We start from the raw sequence: 17,972 nt of genomic DNA, 5'->3' as shown, positions 1-17,972 counted from the left end.
GGGCAAAACGCTACTGATTCTCTATCAACAGCGCTTCCAGCAGGTCCAGATCGTGCAGCAGCTTTTGCAGCGTCTCGTTGCTGATCTGGCGCGTGGCGCGCAGGTGATACAGCTCGGCGCGCTCGGAGCGCAGCGCCGCCAGGCGGAACCGGCGCTCCAGGTTCTCTTCCTGCAGCGAGCTTTCCACGTCGTTACGTCCGTCCGCGCGGCGGCGCAAATTACCGATCACGCGGGAACTCACCTCGGTCAGCAGCTGGTTATCAATGTTCTCTTCGCTGTCTGCGGCAAGGCGCTCCTCCATCTTCTGGATCGCCACAATCGCCACTTCGGCCGTCGCTGCGCGGGCAATCCGCTCCTCTTTGTGCTGCTGGCCAGAGTCACCGACATCAATATGCTGGAGCAGCATCGGCAGCATGATCACCCCGACAAACAGCGAGAACAGGATCACGCCCGCCGCCAGGAAGACCAGCTCGTAACGCGCCGGGAAGACGTCGCCCGTGGGCAGCAGCAGCGGAATGGAGAGCACACCGGCGAGGGTAATCGCCCCGCGCACGCCCGCAAAGGAGGCGATCAGCAACTCGCGGGTGGACCATGAACCGAACTCCATCGGCTTTTTCTTCAGGAAGCGCATGCTGAAGTTCTTCATCGTCCACAGCCAGCCGAAACGCACCAGCATCAGCGCCAGGTAGATCAGCACGATATCGGTGAACAGCATCCAGGTTTCGACGTTAGGGTCAGCTTCTGCCGCCACCAGCGACGACTCCAGAATGCCCGGCAGTTGCAGGCCCAACAGCAGGAACACCATGCCGTTAAAGACAAATTCCAGCATCGCCCAGGTGCTGTTGGCGCGCAGACGCATCGCCAGCGGCGCGCGGCGCATCACGCCGGAGCGGGTGATGGTCATCCCCGCCGCAACCGCCGCCAGAATGCCCGACACGCCAATGTGTTCGGCAATCAGGTAAGAGGCAAACGGCAGCAGGAACAGCAGCACGATCTGGGTGGCCGGCTCATCGCCGCCCCAGCGGCTGAGGAAGCGCAGCGAACGGCCATACAGCCAGCTCACCACGAAGCCCGCCAGAATACCGCCGATCGCCACCTTAAAGAATTCCATGGTCGCACCACCCACGGTGAAGACCATCGTCCCCATCGCGACTGCCACGGCAAACTTCAGGGCGACCAGGCCAGAGGCGTCGTTCATCAGCGCCTCGCCCTGCAAAATGCCCATGATTTTCTTCGGAATACGGCCTTCGCCGACAATGCCTGACAGCGCCACGGCATCGGTTGGCGAGAGCACGGCCGCCAGCGCAAAGGCCGGAATAAGCGGAATGCCCGGCACTGTCCAGTAGATCAGGTAGCCAATCCCGACCACGGTGACCACCACCAGCGCCAGCGCCAGGCCGAAGATCTCTCGCCCGTGCTCAAGGAATTCGCGGGTCGGCGTTTTCCAGCCATCGGCGAACAGCAGCGGCGGAATAAACAGCACGAGGAACAGCTCGGGGTCGAACTCGACGTGCAGGCCAAACGTCGGCCACGCCAGCAGCGCGCCGATAGCAATTTGCATAAGTGGAAGCGGTAGCTGGAAGGGCAGTACGCGTGTGACCACCCCCGATAACGAAACCACCAGGATCATGATGAGTATTGTGAAGAAGATTTCCATGCGTTCCCTGTTTGCTGTGTTGCTTATGTACCTCAAAAGGCGTCGTGCCTTTCAGTCTATCCTCTCCAGAGTAACGCAAAAGGCAACGAGATGAGTTCTGAAAATAAAAACGGGCGGCCTGGGCCACCCGTTTTCGCAGGAAAAGACAAATCAGATGGCCCAGCCGCCTGCGTAGAACGCCACCAGCGCGATGGCGATCACCACGGTGCCGATGTTCAGCTTGCGCCACTCGCCGGAAACCAGACGACCAATGACCAGCGACGCGAAGCCGATCATGATACCGGTCACGATGTTGCAGGTCAGCACGATGAACACTGCGGTAATAAGGCCAGACATGGCATCCACGAAATCGGCAAAGTCGATTTTCGCCACGTTGCTCAGCATCAGCAGGCCGACGTACATCAGCGCCGGTGCGGTTGCGTAAGCAGGCACCAGGTAGGAGAGCGGAGAGAGGAACAGGATCAGCAGGAACAGCACGCCCACGGTGATCGCCGTCAGGCCGGTTTTACCGCCTGCCGCCGTGCCCGCTGCGGACTCAATGTACACCGCTGCCGGGGCCGCCCCAACCAGACCGGAGAAGACGCTGCTCAGGGAGTCAGTCGTCAGCGCTTTGCCGCCATCAATAATCTGGCCGTCTTTATCCAGCAGGTTCGCCTGACCGGCGACCGCGCGGATGGTCCCGGTGGCATCAAACACCGCCGTCATCACCAGCGCCAGCACGCTTGGCAGGATCACCGGGTTCAGTGCGCCCACGATATCCAGGCTGCCAATCAGGGAGTTACCGTTGTCATCGCTCAGCGACGGCATGGCAAAAATGCCGGAGAAGTGCACGGTCGGGTCGAAGATCAGGCCAACAATGGACACACCGATAATGGTCAGCAGAATGCCGCCAGGCACTTTCAGTTTTTCCAGACCAATAATCACCGCCAGCCCCACCAGGGACATGATCACCGGGAAGCTGGCGAAGTTGCCCAGCGCAACCGGCAGGCCGTCCAGCGGGTTCTTGATCACCAGGCCAACGCCGTTTGCGGCAATCAGCAGCAGGAACAGGCCGATACCGATACCGGTGCCGTGCGCCACGCCCTGCGGCAGGTTGCGCAAAATCCAGCTACGAATACCGGTTGCGGAGATAATGGTAAACAGCACGCCCATCAGGAACACGGCGCCGAGGGCGACCGGTACGCTAATGTGTTGACCCAGCACCAGGCTGAACGCGGTAAAGGCGGTCAGCGAGATGGCGCAGCCGATAGCCAGCGGCAGGTTCGCCCACAGGCCCATGACGATAGAACCAACGCCCGCCACGAGGCAGGTGGCAACAAAGACAGCCGCTGGCGGGAAGCCCGCCTTGCCCAGCATGCCCGGCACAACGATGACGGAGTAAACCATCGCCAGAAACGTGGTCAGACCGGCAACGACTTCCTGACGCACGGTGCTGCCGCGCGCAGAAATTTTAAACATGGCGTCAAGCGAACCGCCGGTACGCGCAGATGGCGTAGACATAGAAAACATCCCCTGAGAATTTTTTTAGATCGCCTGCAAACGTGGTGGAGACTCCACTGCCAGCTAAACGTCAAATCCTTGTGCTACGTTTGCGACGAAAGGGGCGTCACAAAAAAAGCAAACGTTTAGCTCCGCGCTTACAAAACGGGTGGTCAATTTAAGGCAAACGATTATCTAGCCTAATCCCCGCCCTTTTCAACTGAACTTTCTCGTTTTGGACTAATTTTCGCGTATGTCGCCGAAGAAATAAGCAGAGGATGCGCAAACGTTACCGTGGATGCGCATTTTCGTAACAGCTACGCGTCACCGGGAAGGGTCAGCGGCCCGCCTTTTTCGAGGGTTCTCTGCCAGGCCGGGAGGTTCTCAACTTTCGCTTTCCACGCCCGGGTGTGCGGCAGGTTTTCAATGCCGCCTCGCGACAGCAGGGCAAAGATCGGGAAGCTCATCTGAATATCGGCCATGCTCAGCGTCTCCCCGGCAAACCAGCTGTGTTGCGCAAGATGGGATTCGATAAAGCGCGCGTGGGTTTCCAGCTGGCGGTTGAGATAGGCTTTTTGTACCCCCTGCCCCAGCGCTTTACCCAGCGTTCGCAGACCAAACGGCACCGGCGGTTTGCCGAGGCTGTTGAAAACCAGCTTCATCAGGAGCAGCGGCATCAGCGAGCCTTCGGCATAATGCAGCCAGAAGCGGTACTGCACCTTGTCGGCGGCATCCTGCGGCTTGAGCCGGGAATCAGCATCGTAGGTTTCCTGCAGGTATTCGAGGATCGCGCCTGATTCCGCCAGAATCAGGCCGTTATCTTCCAGCACCGGCGATTTCCCCAGCGGATGCACTTTTTTGAGCGACTCGGGTGCCAGCATCGTCTTTTCACGCTGGTAGTGAACAATCTCATAGGGCAGAGAGAGCTCTTCAAGCGCCCAGATGACCCGATGTGAACGCGACTGGTTAAGATGGTGGACCTTTAGCATCGTCTTCTCCTGTGAATGATCACTTTTAACTATAGAAAATCGAACAACATCGCGAAAAAATTTCGGCTAAAAAGCGTTCAGCTGCGCTGGCGAAATAGCCGGGCCTGGGTAGAATTAAAGTGTCAGCACAAACCGGAACCTCACCCAACTTGCTCGACACGAGGGGTGCTGATGTCGGGGGAAACCCTCCTGTGAACCAGCGGGATAGAGAGAAAGACAAAGACCGGGAATAAACTAAAGCGCCCTCCTGTGGCGCTTTAGTTCTTTCTGCGTACGGGATTTTGCCGGGTGGCGGCGCCGGGATTGAGGATTGCGGGCATAACGCAGGCCGGGTAAGCGAAGCGCCACCCGGCGAACGCACGCATTCACTCCTCCTCCAGCAATCGCGCCCCTGTGCCCTGCTCGCCCAGCCTGTCGCCAGGGTTACGCAACGGGCAATCGCTGCGCGACAGACACCCGCAGCCAATGCACCCGTCCAGTTCATCACGCAGGGCCACCAGGGTGTGGATGCGCCGGTCAAGCTCCTCCCGCCACTGGGATGACAGCTCCTTCCACTCTTTTGGGCTGAGAGAGTGGCCTTCCGGCAACACGCCAAAGGCATCGCCGATGGTCGCCAGGGGGATGCCGATACGTTGCGCTATTTTGATAATCGCCACATAGCGCAGCACGTCGCGAGTGTAGCGCCGCTGGTTACCCGCATTGCGGATGCTTTTAATTAACCCTTTGCTTTCATAGAAGTGGAGCGCCGATACCGCCACGCCGCTTCGCTTAGCCACTTCTCCGGGGGTTAACAACGCTTTTATTCGCGGCAATCTCTTTTCCATAAAACCTCTTTACCTCAAGTTAACTTGAGGAATTATACTCCCCCGCAGAGAAAACGACGAATTAACCGAGATAGATGTATCTACAGAGGGGCAACCTTATGTCGCATCAGCAAATTATTCAGACACTTATTGAATGGATTGATGAACATATCGACCAACCGTTGAACATTGATGTGGTCGCAAAGAAGTCGGGCTATTCAAAATGGTACTTACAGAGAATGTTCCGCACCGTCATGCACCAGACGCTGGGTGAGTACATCCGCCAGCGCAGATTACTGCTGGCGGCGCAGGCGCTACGCTCTACGCAGCGGCCCATTTTTGATATCGCGATGGATCTGGGATACGTGTCACAGCAGACCTTTTCCCGCGTCTTCCGCCGCGAATTTGACCGCACGCCGAGCGATTATCGCCACCAGCTGAACTAAGGCGTGTTAGCCCAGAGGTTGCTGCTGCCAGGAGATAAACTCCTGCGGCGGCATCGCTTTCGCGAAGTGCCATCCCTGACAATACTGCACGCCGCGCTTTAACAGCCAGCTCACCTGCTCTGCCGTCTCCACCCCTTCCGCAATGGTTTTCAGACGCAGGCTCTGCGCCATTTCGATGATGTGCTCGGCAATCAGGTGGCTGGTGCTGTTGGTGGCTAAGGTATCGATAAAGGATTTATCAATTTTCAGAATATCGACGTTCAGGGAATAGAGGTTGTGCAGGTTGGAATAGCCGGTGCCGAAATCATCGATTGCCACCTCATAGCCCGCCTGGCGGAAGGCCTGGATCACCGGCGTGGTTTTCGGCACATCGATAAACCCGCGCTCCGTCACCTCGATTTTGATCTGCTGCGCGCGCACGGCGAAGTATCTGGCTTTGTCAGAGATCATGGCGATCAGCCGCGAGGAGTGGAAGTCCGATGCCGAAAGGTTAATCGAGATATACAGCTGCGGATGGTTTGCCAGGTAGTGTCCGAGATCGCTAAAGACCTCTTCCACGACGTAGTCCGTGATGCGTTCGATCATCCCCTCTTTTTCAGCCAGCGGGATGAACTCTGCCGGGCTCATCACCTGCCCGTTAAATCCCGGCCAGCGCAGCAGCGCCTCCGCACCGACGCACTGATTATTTTTAATATCGATAATCGGCTGGTAGTGCACGCAAAGCTGGCGTTTATTGAGCGCCCGATGGAGCAATCGCCCCGGAGAGTTGAATTCACGGTGGGTACGCGACCAGACCAGCAGAATAATCAGGCTGCAGATCATGCCCAGCGGCAGCGTCAGGGTTGCCTGGTGATAAAGCGTTTCATAAAAGCGGGCAGTGGATGTGGACACAATCGCCGCTATAGGTCTTTTTTCAGATTTGACGATCGTATAGAAGCGGTCATCTTTTTGAAATGCCGATTCCTTATCGCCAATCACCGAATTTAATAATGAAATATCCGCTTTTGCGCTGACGGAAAATAATGCATTGGTGACCGTGTCATACATCCCCCACAACAATGAATGGTCGGATGACATCACTTCGCTGTAAAAAAGCGGATTGACCACCACCACATAATTTCCCCGCTGCATATACGTCATTTTATAGCCCGGGAAAAAGGGCGTATCGCGATAATAATAGATAGCGACGTCGGGTTTACGGATGAAATTGGCGGTGGGGATAGCGTAAGGCTGGTCTGGGGTTAATACGGTCGAACAGAGAAAATTTTGCCCCTCGGCATAAATTAAATCAGCGACGAAGAGGCGGGCGCGAACAACATTCAACATATATTGACGATGCGCAGGGGTACACCGCTCTCCCTGATATTTTTCGGCATCGTCCCGGGTTAAATCAACCTGTTGAATCACCAGCTCGGTTTTATCCAGCGCCAGTTCGGCAAAGGTGCGCAGCTGGCTGGTGGTCTCCGACACGGCTCTGAGCTGGGCAAACCATAGCGCAAGCATCACCGGCAGCATAACTACCATGATGATCCCTACCACCCTGAGCATCTTGCGCCGCGCGCTACGATTCATTTCCCGCCCTATATCCCTGCATGTTGTACGCCTGTAGTACTGAAGGCCGGATGCTTTGACAAACAGGTGATTACGTTGCATGAATCATGCGAAGTTAGCAACTGACTTTTCGTATTAAAAATCTTAAAAATCGTTATGACGATAATATTTTCCCGTAAGCCAAACTGAAGGAATTCGTTCCGTTTCAATTAAGGAAAATAATTATCCACCAAAAGCAGGACGTTTAAGATAACACAGCCGGGGATCGTTGATTAAAACAACTGACGTCAGCATGAAAAAAGTACAGCCTGAACATAAATGTGGCGTTATTTGCACGCACGGCGTTAATGCGTTGCGTTATAAATAATCTGACGCCACCACGGTTTTTCCTCTTCCCGTACGTTTGGCATCATATAATGCTTTATCGGCTCGCGTGAGTAACGCCGATGAGTCGCGTTGTCCCAGACACACCTCGACCACGCCCGCGCTAAAGGAGAGCACCAGGCTTTTATTGCCCACCTGCAGAGGTTTGCTGCTAAGCATCGTCCGTAACCGGGCAGACAACAGCGTGGCCGCCTCCCCGTTGCCCCTTGCCAGCAGAAGCAAAAACTCTTCACCGCCCACGCGCCCCAGCAGCGAATCCGCCGGGCTGAGCGCGCGAATGCAGTCGCAGAAATGGCGCAGCGCCGCATCGCCCACCTGATGACCCCACTCATCGTTAATCTGCTTAAAGTAATCCAGGTCGAACATCAGCACGCAGAAATGGCTGCGGGGATCGTGACGGGAGTTCACCGCCAGCGCCATTTTCAGCTGGTGCAAAATGGCGGAACGGTTAAGGCAGCCGGTGAGATCGTCAGTGGTCGCCTTCACGGCCAGCCGCTGCTCGGCTTTTTTACGTTCGGTGATGTCGAGGCCAATATTGAGAATGGAGTTGTCCGGCAGCAGGATGTTCGACCAGAGGATGGTGAGCGGCGTGCCGTCCTTGCGTACCGGATGCCATTCATACATGTCTTTTAGCGGCGAGTGATGAACCGACTCTCTGACCCGCCGTCGCTCGTCCGGATCGGGATAAAACAACGTTAGCGGGTCCGCATGGGCCGCAATTTCTGCCCTGCTCCAGCCGAACACCTTTTCACACTCTGCGTTCCATAAGACGCAGCGGTTATGCCTGTCGAACGCGTTCATTAACACCGGGGCACGTTCAAACAGGGTTTTATATTGCGTGACGACCCGCTGCATTTCCTGCGCCGTTTTTTCACGGGCAAGCATCTCTTCAAAGTAGTCTTTTAATTTTTCGACCAGCAGCGCCACAATATTTTTCAGGATCGGCAAAGCAGACAGTTTTTCATCGAACGCCAGAAAGAAATACCCGCTGCACTGCCCGTGCCGGGTTGAGAGTTTGCAGAGCACCCCGCTCTGCAATTGTGCACAGCCCGGATGCTGCGGGGCGAAGTGCGCCCGACCAATGTTTTCTTTCCAGTAGATCACGCGCCAGGCGCGATGATGGCGTTGCAGCAATGTGCTGGCAAGAAAATCCGCCACTTCAAAGGGGTGGCAGGTGACCTCACCTGCGCTCACCACCCGCTGCACCCCTTCCCCGTCAACGCTGACCCAGGCGAGCGTCGAGCCCAGCGCGCCGTTGATGGTTTTCAGCATCTCCGCCAGGGAACACTGTGCGTTAAGTTGAGGGATCAGTTTTGCCAGAGCGTGCAGCGCCTGCATGCTGTCATTAACAATCTTGTTTCTTTTTTCTTTCATCTTTTTTTCGCAGGTCATTAATGAAATAGCAACCACAGCAAATCAGATAAGAAAAAGAATAAACCGAATGGTCAAATAAGGGCTGAGTGTAAATGAAAAGGTACGAAATAATAAAAAAGCCAAATAAATCATCAATCTGACGTATTTGCCGCTGGTACATTTATTTATCCACTCAAGCATAATCCATAGGTCAACTACTGTAAACGTTATACACCTTACGGGTTATTGCCGCACTTTGGCTATCCTGATGAATTTATTATAAAGAGAAGGAGAAATGGCCTGCTGCTCCTGCGAAGATATATTTTCACTGGTTATAAATACCCGCTTTTTACCCACCCGAGGCTGGCGAATAAATCTACAAACGTGATATAGTTCACACATATTATGTAACGCAAGACACTGTTTCAGTGTAGTTCGTCTGTTTTGAGGATGGGTTTTATGGCAACCATTACAACCAGCATGGTTCTCCTGCGCTGGCCCTTGTGCAGTGCGGTATTGATGTTTTTAGCCAGCACGCTGAATATTCAGTTTCGTAAATCTGACTACGCCGGTCTCGCGGTGATCAGCACCCTGCTGGGCGTCGGCGCGGCCTGCTGGTTCGCTACGGGGCTGCTTGGCATCACCCTGCTGGATATCGCCGCCATCTGGGAAAACGTTAAAGTGGTGATGGTAGAAGCCATGAGCCATACCCCACCCGACTGGCCGGTCGTCATTACCTGATCCGCGTTTCCCTTTGCCCCCATCACTGACGATGTTCAGACAAAGGGACCTCGCCTCAGAAGATCCCTTTCTGGCGGATCTTCTGCATTTTCTCTACCGGTGCGTCAACCTTGCTCACTTCAACGTTATCGCGTTCGGGCGCTGGCGCGCTGGCGGTCTTTGCCGCCATGCGTAGCTGCTGCAGTGCGAGTTTGTGCTGTTCCATCAGAGGTTTAAGCGCGGCGACCTCCTCACGAATTTTTTGCAGTTCCATCAGCTGTGCGGATGGCTCCTCCTGCTTTTCCGGCGCGGGCTGAAGCTCGCCCAGAAGCGCACTGAGCGTGAGATTTTCGCGCCCCAGCGACTCCGCCACATGGTGGCAGAGCGCCGGATCTAACAGAAACAGCTGCAAACCGGCCAGGTAGACGTCACGATGAAAACCACGGATAGCCATGTTGGCATCGTCAACGCTGTCTGCCTGGTTTACCGACTGATGCCATTTTTGCAGCTGCTGCATCGCACGCCGATCCGCGTGCGACTGTTCCGGCGTCAGGTGAAGGGAGAGGTTAACGCGGCGGATCTGCCCCTTATGCATCCTCGCCCACCTCGGCCATTAACGGTTCATCGATGGTCTGCGCGCCCGCGTCCGAGTGATAGAGGCAAATTTCGCGCGACAGCGCGCTTTGCGGGTTGTCGATAGTGACCACGCGGTCGCCAAGGGTGGCGTACGCTTCCCGAATCGCGCCTTCAATCAGATGCGCACCGCCACCCACCAGGTAAACGCGGTTCGGGTTTTTGGCAAATTTCTTCGCCTCATACGCCACCTGATCGCCCAGCTCCTGAATCTTGATGTCGATTTTTTCGAGGATCTCGTCGATACGCGATTCGTCGTTAATGACGCTTTTCACGAAGTCGAGGTCGTGACGGCGTTTGATCAGCTCATTCGCCACCAGGTAGCTTGAGTCGCTGTCGGCGGCGGCGAGCAGCTTGCGCGTCGCGTCCGTGACCATCGCCACGCCAATTTCATTGTTACCGTAAATGGCGGAAACATCATCAAACTCCCCCACGACGATGCCCATATCCAGGGTGGTGCCACCGCAGTCCACCACCAGCGATTTTGTGAATTCGTTAACGCTGGAATTCAGCAGATGCGACAGCGCGGCTGGCAGGCTTTCCGGCATCACCTGAACGTCGACGATACGGAACAACTCGCCCTTGTTGAGCGTAATATCGCGCATCAGGTTCTGACGTTTCGCCTCAATGCGATCTTCATTGCGCTGGCAGTCGTCCGGGTTATAGAACTGGGTGATCGGCAGCGTCACAATCACTTCAACGTCACACGGGGTCACGCCGGTTTGCAGCAGCGCGTGGTGTACCGCCAGCAGGTTCAGATCGTCGTACTGATAGTCGATATGGGTGGTCGACAGCGCCTTATCCGAGGTGGCGTCGTAGGTGTATTTGGTGGTGCCGATGGTGTAGTTATGCACCGCCTGGCCGCGCAGCAGCGCCGCGCTCTTCCAGTCTTTACGGAAGGAGTTGGGCGAGACCACGGTTTTCAGCGTGCCATTCTCAATCCAGCTGATTTTGACGTTGGTGGAGCCATCATCAATGGCAAATTTTTTACGCGTCTGGTTCATACAAGTCTCTCAGTCAATCTTTATACAGGAGGGCCATCCCTGGCGGCGCATACCTTGAGGGGGTATTCAGCGTCAGGCCGTTACAGGACGGCCTCTTCAGTTAATATCCGGCGGGCACCGAGGTAGTGGTCCTGCCAGAAGCTGTCGGAAAGCTGGCTCACGCGGATATTCAGACCGGTGCGCGGCGCTTCGATAAATTGTCCGTCGCCCAGGTAAACGCCGACGTGATCGGCCCCCGGGCGCTGGCTAATGTTGAAAAAGACCAGGTCGCCGCGACGCAGTTTCTCTTGTTTGATCGGGCGCAGCGTGCGGTCCTGGAACATCCCGTTGGCCGTGCGCGGCAGGGTGCGGCTCAGTACCGGGTTAAAGGCGTAGAACACCAGACCGCTACAGTCGAACCCCTGCTCCGGCGTCTCGCCGCCCCAGACGTAGGGTTTGCCAAGCTGCTGCTGCAACAGGTGAATCACCTGTATAAGCGAGGCCTGCAGGCGCGGGCTGATCTTCTCGCCCGGCAGCGGTTCCCAGATCATGTCAGTGGACAGCTTTCCGGGCTGCCAGCGCTTGTGCATCGCCAGCAGCTCGCGGTTTTCTGCGCGCTCAAGGCGACGTTTTTCGCTTTCACGCCGCTTCTGTTCCGGCGTGACAGGCACCACCGCCAGGCGCACGCGGCTCTTTTTCAGCAGTGCTTCGCGGTTGCGCATCCTGGCCTTGGCCGCCTTTTCCTTCTCGGTGGCAGCCATTTTTTCACTGCGTGGCGCAGCCTGAACGGAAGGGCTGCACGCCATCATCAGCGCGGCGGCGAGGGCCAGTCCGGCCGCTTTTTGAAGGGGGGTCAGAGTAAACATCGTAAAATCGTTAGTTCTGCTGCGTGAGTTTATCGACGATCGGCTTGATGACCTTTTCACCGTGCTGGCCAAAGAACTGGTACAGCGAGTCGCTGGCCGAGTGGGTCAGGACCATGATCTCAATACGCCTGTTCGATGAGCTGAGCGGATTCGCCGGATCGAGAAGCATCTGATCCGCCATACCGCTCACCTGCAGCACCTTGTCCTGATCCAGCCCGGCATGGGTCAGCACTTTGCGCGCCTGCATTGCGCGTTCGCCGGACAGGTTGTAGTTGTTATAAAGATCCTGGTCACGAAAACGCGTGGCATCCGTATGCCCGGTAATGATGATCTTGTTGTCGATCTTGTTCAGCGCCGGGGCAAACTCGGTTAACAGGCGTTTGAAGAACGGCGTTAAGATCGCGCTGCTGCGCTGGAACATTTCGCGTTTTTGATCGTCGGTGATCAGAATGCGCAACCCTTGCGGCACAATCTCAATTTTGAGGTTTGACTGTGCATCATAGGCTGACGTGATTTTCATGATAATGCGGGCGAGATCTTCAATCTCGTTCTGCGAACGCGACTTCACGTCGTCGAGGCTGGCGCTTTTGGCCATCGCCGCTGGCGTCGGCGTCTCTTTCTGCGGGTGCTTATGATCGCCGCGATCGCGTTTTTCGGTCACCGCGATTTTGCCGCCCACGCCGTTAGGCTGGGTGATGGGCGACAGCGTCTGTCCGTCAAAAATGGATTCGCCGTTAAGCTGAGAAACGATCTCTTTACGCTCCTCCTCCGTTACCGCCCCCATGATCCACAGCACCATAAACAGCGCCATCATGGCGAGGGTGAAGTCGGCAAAGGCCACCTTCCACGCGCCGCCATGAAAAGTATCATGGCTTTTGCGCGAGGAGCGTTTGATGATCGTGGTATGTTCTTTACCGCGAGTGCCACGCATCAGGATTCACCCGTCATTTGGTTCACCCAGCTGTCCAGCGTCGCGAAGGTCGGTTTTGAATCCAGCGGCAGCATTTTGCGCCCCGCATCCACCGCCAGCAGCGTGGGTTTACCGGCCACGTGGTTGACCAGCACGGTACGCACGCACTCGATAACCGCCATCTGCTTCTTGGTCCGCTGCTCCATGGCGTTCGCCACGGGATCCATCAGGCAGTAGCAGAAGAACACGCCGAGGAAGGTGCCGACCAGTGCCGCCGCCACTTTGACGCCGATCACCGCAATCGAACCATCGATCGACTGCATGGTGATGATGATCCCCAGTACCGCCGCGCAGATCCCGAAGCCCGGCATCGCTTCCGCAGTGCGCTGCAGCGAGCGGGACGGCTGCAGCAGGTTCTCTTCCATCGCCACCAGCTCCTGCTCCAGGATCCCTTCCAGCTCGTGTTCGTTGATTTTGCCCATCGCCATCAGGCGGAAGTTATCCGCAATAAAGGTGATGATGGCTTTGTTTTGCAAAATCAGCGGGTACTTCTGGAACAGCGGGCTGCTTTCTGGCACTTCGATGTGTTCATCCAGCACCTTCAGACCGCCGTCCTGCACCAGCTCCAGCAGTTCAAACAGCAGCATCAGAAGCTGACGCTGATACTCATCGGTGTATTCGTTTTTACGCATAATGCCGCGAAACTGGCGATACATTTCCGCCAGCACCGGCTTGGGGTTAGCCAGCACCATGGCGCCCAGACCGGCACCGAGAATGATGATGATCTCACCGGGCTGCCAGAACGAGGCCAGCCGCCCACCGGACATAAGAAAACCGCCGACGACGCAGGCGAAAATGATGAAAATACCGAGAAACTTTTGCATATACCTTTCACTTCTGGAAAAAACACTGGATCTTTTGAGCGATCTTTTTATTGAGCTGACAAACGCGCGCCTCGGTTAAGTCGAGCACTAACGCGATCTCCTTCAAACTCATCTCATGCTGGTAATAGAGCGAGAGAATTAACTGCTCGCGCTCATCAAGGCTTGCCAGCGCAGCCCTTAACGTCCCGCTGGTGACCATTTCGTCCTCCAGCGAACGGGTATTTAGCGTGCCGTTCAGGGCATCTCCGCCCAATAACTCATCGAGACTTTCCAGCGTCCTGGCACAGTCCAGCAGCAAGTATTCGTGGTACTCCTCGGCGGTGATGGAAAGATGCGTGCTCAGATCCTCAAAGCTCGGCGTTCGGCCCAGCTTGCGGGTCACTTCGCGAATCGCGTCGTTTAGCTTATGGCTCTTCTGTCGCAGCCGACGCGGACGCCAGTCCAGCTCGCGCAGCTCATCCAGCACCGCTCCGCGAATACGCTGGGCGGCGTAGGCTCCAAACTGCTCGTCCGGGTGACCATAGCGGCGCAGAGCGGTCAGCAGCCCCATCAGGGCTATCTGTTCCATATCCTCTCTGTCCATGACGCTGCTGGTCTGCCAGGCGAGCTGTTTCACCACGCGATGTACCAGGGGCAACCAGGCGCTCACGTATTTCGCTTCATCCGCCGGGGTCAGCGAGTCATCCGCAATAAAATCATTCATTTCCATCAACGGCCGTTACTTACTGGAAAACCATTTTGCTGATGATTACGTCCTTAAACGGCATCCGCGTATTCAGGCTCTTGAAGCGTTCCGAATAGGCGTTCATCAGCTTGTCGCGCAGCACTTCCACGCTCATCGCGCGCACGGCGTCGTAATCCATTGCCGACAGCAGGTTGACGGTCGCCCCGCGAATGGCGGGTGAAAGCTCTTCGGCACGGTGCGTATCGGCCGCGCTTCCCGTGGTCAGCGCCAGCTCAAGCAGCAGGTAGCGCTCGGAATCGCCGCGGCTTTTTAAGGTGACGACCACGTTTTTAATTTCTACGAACTCCACCACGCTCTCGTCATCGGAAGAGGTAAAGAGGCTGGTGATGGCCGAGCGTTTATGCTCGTCCTGGCTCAGAAGGTGTGTACCCACAACGGTGAGTACAGCGGCGAACGTTGCTGCGATAAGGGCAATAACCAGCCCTAAAGAAAAAGTCTTCAATGTCATATGGGTATGCTTAAACCGTAAGTAGTACTGAATCGTCGTGGTCAGCCGTCGTAAAGCCGTCGTCTGCGTCTATCACCGCGCCCGCCATCGGGTTTGCTTCCTGAGCGCTGCCCGACTGCTGCTGTCGCTGCTGATGCTGTCCCGACTGGGAAGAGACCTGCACGTTGACCTGAACAAAGTTTTGCTCGGTCAGGCTCTGGCGCAGCTCATTGCTGATCTGCTGGAGCGAGCGGTAGGTTTCACCGTTGCTGGCGCTGATATGCACCTGCATGCGCCCGTTTTCGATCTGCAGGGAGATATCCACTTTGCCCATCTCCGGCGGATCCAGACGGATCGTGGCGTGCTGAACCTGGTTTCGGACCTGGATCTGCAGACGATCGTTAAGCGCGCTGTGCAGCTGCTGCGCCCACTTTGCTTCGTCTGCGTCCATCTTGATCGGCGGCAGGTTAACCGGCTGTTTGTCCGTCACGGTGGACGGGGTCTGCACGGCAGTCGGTTGCCCGGCCACGGGCAGCACTGTTGCCAGCGTTTTGGTGAATTCCGTCATCGCCGGTTTGGTCGCCGCATCCGTTGCAGGCTCGGGCGTGAGGGATAAGGTCATCGGCTGCGGCACGGCTTTCAGCGGTGTGGCAATGGGCGGATTGCCCACGGCGAAACTCTGCATCTTCAGCCTGTCGCCGGGTAGCGGTACGCTCTCCGGCGTCGCGTTAAGCGTTTTCGCCGGCATCCGGCTGGCCATCAGCAGCGCATCCAGCAGTTGCTGCGGCGAACCGATCAGGTTTTGCGCCAGCGTTTGTGCATCAGGGGACTGCGTGTCCCGGTCGTCATCGCTGTCGTCTTTCGCTTTCACGCCGGCCAGAACCATGGCGTTGTCGCGCGGCTGCTCGCCGCCCAGCAGCGAATTAACGATATTCAGCAGCGCGTCGTTAAAGACAGGTGTGGCCTGGCTGGCCGCATCCTGACTTTCGGGCACAGCGGCAGCCCCGGCGTCGGCGGGCTGCACCGGCGCGACGTCGGTCGGATCGGCGGCAACGGGAAGCTGCGTCAGCTGTGAAAGCATCAGGTTCATTGGCCCCTATCCTCAGCATCGGCAAACAGCGCATAGGCGGTCGCCCCTTCGCGATTACGGCGCGCGCTCGCCATCTTCTGCTCCAGATCGTCGCTTTGCGCCTGGCAGAACCGGCTGACGTTGGCGTGCGTTTGCTGAAGGTCAGCCAGCGCCTCGCGTTTTTCCGCGCTCAGGGTCTGGCCTTTCAGCGAGGCCAGCAGCGCAGCGATCTGGGCGTCAACGTTCTGCATTGCCGGCCAGTCGTGCTGACTGGCCGCATGAGTCAGGGAACGCGCCAGATAACGCATGACCTGTACATCATCCATTCTGCTGCGTCCCCATTCTTTCCCAGCCGTCCTGCAGGTTAGCGAGGATCACCTCCACTTCTTCGATGCTTGCGACGGAGAGCTTGTGGCTGGCATCGTAAAGCCGATACACGCAGTAGTCGTAAAGGTTGGCCAGGCTTAACGCCAGCTCGCCGCCCTTCTCAAAATCCAGCGAGCTGGTGAGGGCATTGAGAATATCGATGCACTTGTTAATGCTCTGCACTTTGCGGTCGAAGCGGCGTGCGGCGATATGGCTTTTGGCCCGCACCAGTTCGTCCATCAGGCCGTTAAACAGCATCAACACCAGCTGATGCGGATTGGCGGCGGCGGCCTGAATAGCCAGATCGGATTGTTGATAATGGCCGAAGCCCTGCTGCTCGTTCCCGTACATAAAAGCGGTCATTCCTTACGCTAAACCAAACATACTCATGGTGTTGTTCATCTGTGACATCGCCTTCTGCAGCTGCGTGAACTGCTTCAGATAGCGGTTGTAAGAGCTTTCGTAACGCGCGTTCATGGCGTCCGTTTTGGTGTCGATGTCGCTTTGCTGGCGATCAAGCACGTCCTGACGGCCTTTCAGCAACCCGTTGGTCGAGTTGAGATAACGGTCAAGCGACTTGTCCATTTTGCTCAGCATCCCCTCTTTGCCGTTGAACAGATCGTTGAGGGTCTGCGGGTCAGCCTTGATGGCGTCGTCCAGCTTTTTGCTGTCGATCTCCAGCTTGCCGTCTTTGTCCGCCGTAATGCCGAAATCGGACATGCGTTTGCCGCCAAAGACCTGACGCATCACGTCATTCAACTCGCGATCGAGGGAGGACATGGTGGCGTCACCGGCAAACGCGCCGCGCGTTTCATCATCGCCGTTGCCGCTTTTTGTGAGCTTGGTGAGCGTGTCCTGCAGCGTGTTGTAAGCATCAACAAAGGTCTGAAGCTGCTCTTTGGTGCCCGAATTGTCGGTATTCACAGAGACCGTCAGCGGTTTGCCCGCTTCTGTCAGGGAGGTGAGCTCAATCGTGACGCCGTCAATCAGCTTATCCAGGGTGTTGGAGCTGTTGGTGAAGGTCATATCACCCATTTTGATCTTCGAATCGGATGCTTCAGAAATGAGCTTCGCGTTCTTCGAATCGAAGCCGCCCGTACCACCTACGGAAATCGTATTTTTTGAGCCGCTCTCATCGCTGCTCAACATCAGCGTGACGTTGCCGTCGGCGCGGATCAGCGACGCCGTTACGCCAGGGTTATCCTCGTTACCGTTGATGGCCTTGGTCAGATCGCTCAGGCTTTCCATGTCGTCGAGATTGACGGAGAGGGTTTTGCCACCCAGCTCAATGTCCATGGTGCCGGTGGCATTTTTGATGCTCTCATCGGTCATGCCGTCAAAGCCGATCTGGTGGGCAGAGGCAAGTTGCGTCACCTCAATGTTGTAGGTGCCCTTCAGCGCGTTCGAGTTTGCGGTAATGTTCGCAATGCCTTCCCGGTTCATGCTGACGGCGTTTTTCAGCATGCCGCTGTTGGTTCCGTTCAGCCCGGACATCGCGGTGCGAAAATCGCCCAGCGCCGTTTTCAGGGCATCCAGGGCTTTCTTCTGGGAATTCATGGTGCTGGTTTTGGTCTTCAACTGGTTTTGCAAAGACATGATGTCGTATGACGCCAGAGTCTGAGCCAGAGCTTGGGGATCAATGCTGCTAAAATCTGCCATGTTTATGTTCTCCGTTCGCACCTGTTGCTAAACCACATCTGCTTTATG

General features: G+C 56.4%; 19 protein-coding genes. 2 read left to right on the top strand and 17 right to left on the bottom strand.

Annotated elements, in window-relative coordinates:
• Nucleotides 1–10: 10 nt before the first annotated feature.
• From FFS28_RS17770 to soxR, 4 genes are all read right to left on the bottom strand, one after another.
• Nucleotides 11–1,657, bottom strand: coding sequence for a Na+/H+ antiporter (locus FFS28_RS17770; protein ID WP_137903592.1), 1,647 nt, complete (start codon nucleotides 1,655–1,657; stop codon nucleotides 11–13).
• A 150-nt stretch (nucleotides 1,658–1,807) separates the two neighbouring features.
• Nucleotides 1,808–3,157, bottom strand: a complete 1,350-nt coding sequence (ghxP, locus tag FFS28_RS17765) for a guanine/hypoxanthine transporter GhxP (protein WP_042321127.1) — start codon at nucleotides 3,155–3,157, stop codon at nucleotides 1,808–1,810.
• A gap of 296 nt (nucleotides 3,158–3,453) precedes the next feature.
• On the bottom strand, nucleotides 3,454–4,125 hold the full coding sequence (locus tag FFS28_RS17760; RefSeq protein ID WP_137903591.1) for a glutathione S-transferase family protein: 672 nt from the start codon (nucleotides 4,123–4,125) through the stop codon (nucleotides 3,454–3,456).
• A gap of 365 nt (nucleotides 4,126–4,490) precedes the next feature.
• Nucleotides 4,491–4,949: a redox-sensitive transcriptional activator SoxR gene (gene soxR / locus FFS28_RS17755; RefSeq protein ID WP_006177388.1), complete on the bottom strand. Its 459-nt coding sequence runs from the start codon at nucleotides 4,947–4,949 to the stop codon at nucleotides 4,491–4,493.
• Between the two features lie 98 nt (nucleotides 4,950–5,047).
• Here soxR and soxS point away from each other — a divergent pair, with 98 nt between their 5' ends.
• On the top strand, nucleotides 5,048–5,374 hold the full coding sequence (soxS, locus tag FFS28_RS17750) for a superoxide response transcriptional regulator SoxS (RefSeq protein WP_013095071.1): 327 nt from the start codon (nucleotides 5,048–5,050) through the stop codon (nucleotides 5,372–5,374).
• Between the two features lie 6 nt (nucleotides 5,375–5,380).
• On the opposite strand, the gene pdeC is transcribed toward soxS, so the two are convergent.
• Nucleotides 5,381–6,946 (bottom strand): cyclic di-3',5'-guanosine monophosphate phosphodiesterase PdeC, encoded by a 1,566-nt coding sequence (pdeC, locus tag FFS28_RS17745; RefSeq protein WP_137903590.1) that lies wholly within the window; start codon nucleotides 6,944–6,946, stop codon nucleotides 5,381–5,383.
• Between the two features lie 336 nt (nucleotides 6,947–7,282).
• The gene (locus tag FFS28_RS17740; RefSeq protein ID WP_137903589.1) at nucleotides 7,283–8,683 is read right to left on the bottom strand and encodes a GGDEF domain-containing protein; all 1,401 of its coding nucleotides are present in this window, start codon (nucleotides 8,681–8,683) and stop codon (nucleotides 7,283–7,285) included.
• A 438-nt stretch (nucleotides 8,684–9,121) separates the two neighbouring features.
• Between FFS28_RS17740 and FFS28_RS17735 the strand changes: the two genes are divergently transcribed.
• Nucleotides 9,122–9,403 carry a YjcB family protein gene (locus tag FFS28_RS17735; RefSeq protein WP_042321134.1) on the top strand — a complete coding sequence of 94 codons (282 nt, stop codon included), beginning with the start codon at nucleotides 9,122–9,124 and terminating at the stop codon, nucleotides 9,401–9,403.
• A gap of 55 nt (nucleotides 9,404–9,458) precedes the next feature.
• On the opposite strand, the gene FFS28_RS17730 is transcribed toward FFS28_RS17735, so the two are convergent.
• The 11 genes from FFS28_RS17730 to fliD form a co-directional block, all read right to left on the bottom strand.
• A complete protein-coding gene (locus tag FFS28_RS17730; protein ID WP_058610876.1) occupies nucleotides 9,459–9,977 on the bottom strand; it encodes a hypothetical protein in 519 nt (172 codons plus the stop codon).
• Nucleotides 9,970–11,019 (bottom strand): plasmid segregation protein ParM domain-containing protein, encoded by a 1,050-nt coding sequence (gene parM, locus FFS28_RS17725; RefSeq protein WP_006177402.1) that lies wholly within the window; start codon nucleotides 11,017–11,019, stop codon nucleotides 9,970–9,972. The genes FFS28_RS17730 and parM overlap by 8 nt, the downstream gene beginning before the upstream one ends.
• Before the next feature lie 80 nt (nucleotides 11,020–11,099).
• Nucleotides 11,100–11,864 (bottom strand): C40 family peptidase, encoded by a 765-nt coding sequence (locus FFS28_RS17720; RefSeq protein ID WP_137903588.1) that lies wholly within the window; start codon nucleotides 11,862–11,864, stop codon nucleotides 11,100–11,102.
• 10 nt (nucleotides 11,865–11,874) lie between these two features.
• Nucleotides 11,875–12,795: a putative lateral flagellar export/assembly protein LafU gene (gene lafU, locus FFS28_RS17715; protein ID WP_058610873.1), complete on the bottom strand. Its 921-nt coding sequence runs from the start codon at nucleotides 12,793–12,795 to the stop codon at nucleotides 11,875–11,877.
• Complete coding sequence (gene motA, locus FFS28_RS17710) at nucleotides 12,795–13,658, bottom strand: flagellar motor stator protein MotA (protein ID WP_006177405.1); 864 nt, start codon at nucleotides 13,656–13,658, stop codon at nucleotides 12,795–12,797. The genes lafU and motA overlap by 1 nt, the downstream gene beginning before the upstream one ends.
• Before the next feature lie 7 nt (nucleotides 13,659–13,665).
• Nucleotides 13,666–14,367 (bottom strand): FliA/WhiG family RNA polymerase sigma factor, encoded by a 702-nt coding sequence (locus tag FFS28_RS17705; protein ID WP_137903587.1) that lies wholly within the window; start codon nucleotides 14,365–14,367, stop codon nucleotides 13,666–13,668.
• A 13-nt stretch (nucleotides 14,368–14,380) separates the two neighbouring features.
• Entirely contained in the window at nucleotides 14,381–14,851 is a 471-nt protein-coding gene (locus tag FFS28_RS17700; protein ID WP_058610871.1) for a flagellar basal body-associated FliL family protein, read from the bottom strand.
• Between the two features lie 10 nt (nucleotides 14,852–14,861).
• Nucleotides 14,862–15,920 carry a flagellar hook-length control protein FliK gene (locus FFS28_RS17695; RefSeq protein WP_171007417.1) on the bottom strand — a complete coding sequence of 353 codons (1,059 nt, stop codon included), beginning with the start codon at nucleotides 15,918–15,920 and terminating at the stop codon, nucleotides 14,862–14,864.
• Complete coding sequence (gene fliT, locus FFS28_RS17690) at nucleotides 15,917–16,225, bottom strand: flagellar protein FliT (RefSeq protein ID WP_137903586.1); 309 nt, start codon at nucleotides 16,223–16,225, stop codon at nucleotides 15,917–15,919. The genes FFS28_RS17695 and fliT overlap by 4 nt, the downstream gene beginning before the upstream one ends.
• Nucleotides 16,218–16,616, bottom strand: a complete 399-nt coding sequence (gene fliS, locus FFS28_RS17685) for a flagellar export chaperone FliS (RefSeq protein WP_042321138.1) — start codon at nucleotides 16,614–16,616, stop codon at nucleotides 16,218–16,220. Before fliS ends, fliT begins: the two co-directional genes overlap by 8 nt.
• Before the next feature lie 15 nt (nucleotides 16,617–16,631).
• Nucleotides 16,632–17,924 carry a flagellar filament capping protein FliD gene (gene fliD / locus FFS28_RS17680; RefSeq protein ID WP_137903585.1) on the bottom strand — a complete coding sequence of 431 codons (1,293 nt, stop codon included), beginning with the start codon at nucleotides 17,922–17,924 and terminating at the stop codon, nucleotides 16,632–16,634.
• Nucleotides 17,925–17,972: the final 48 nt, after the last annotated feature.

The organism is Enterobacter sp. 2VL (assembly GCF_005503595.1).
Lineage (GTDB): Bacteria > Pseudomonadota > Gammaproteobacteria > Enterobacterales > Enterobacteriaceae > Enterobacter > Enterobacter cancerogenus.
This window is presented reverse-complemented; position numbering and strand designations above follow the sequence as displayed.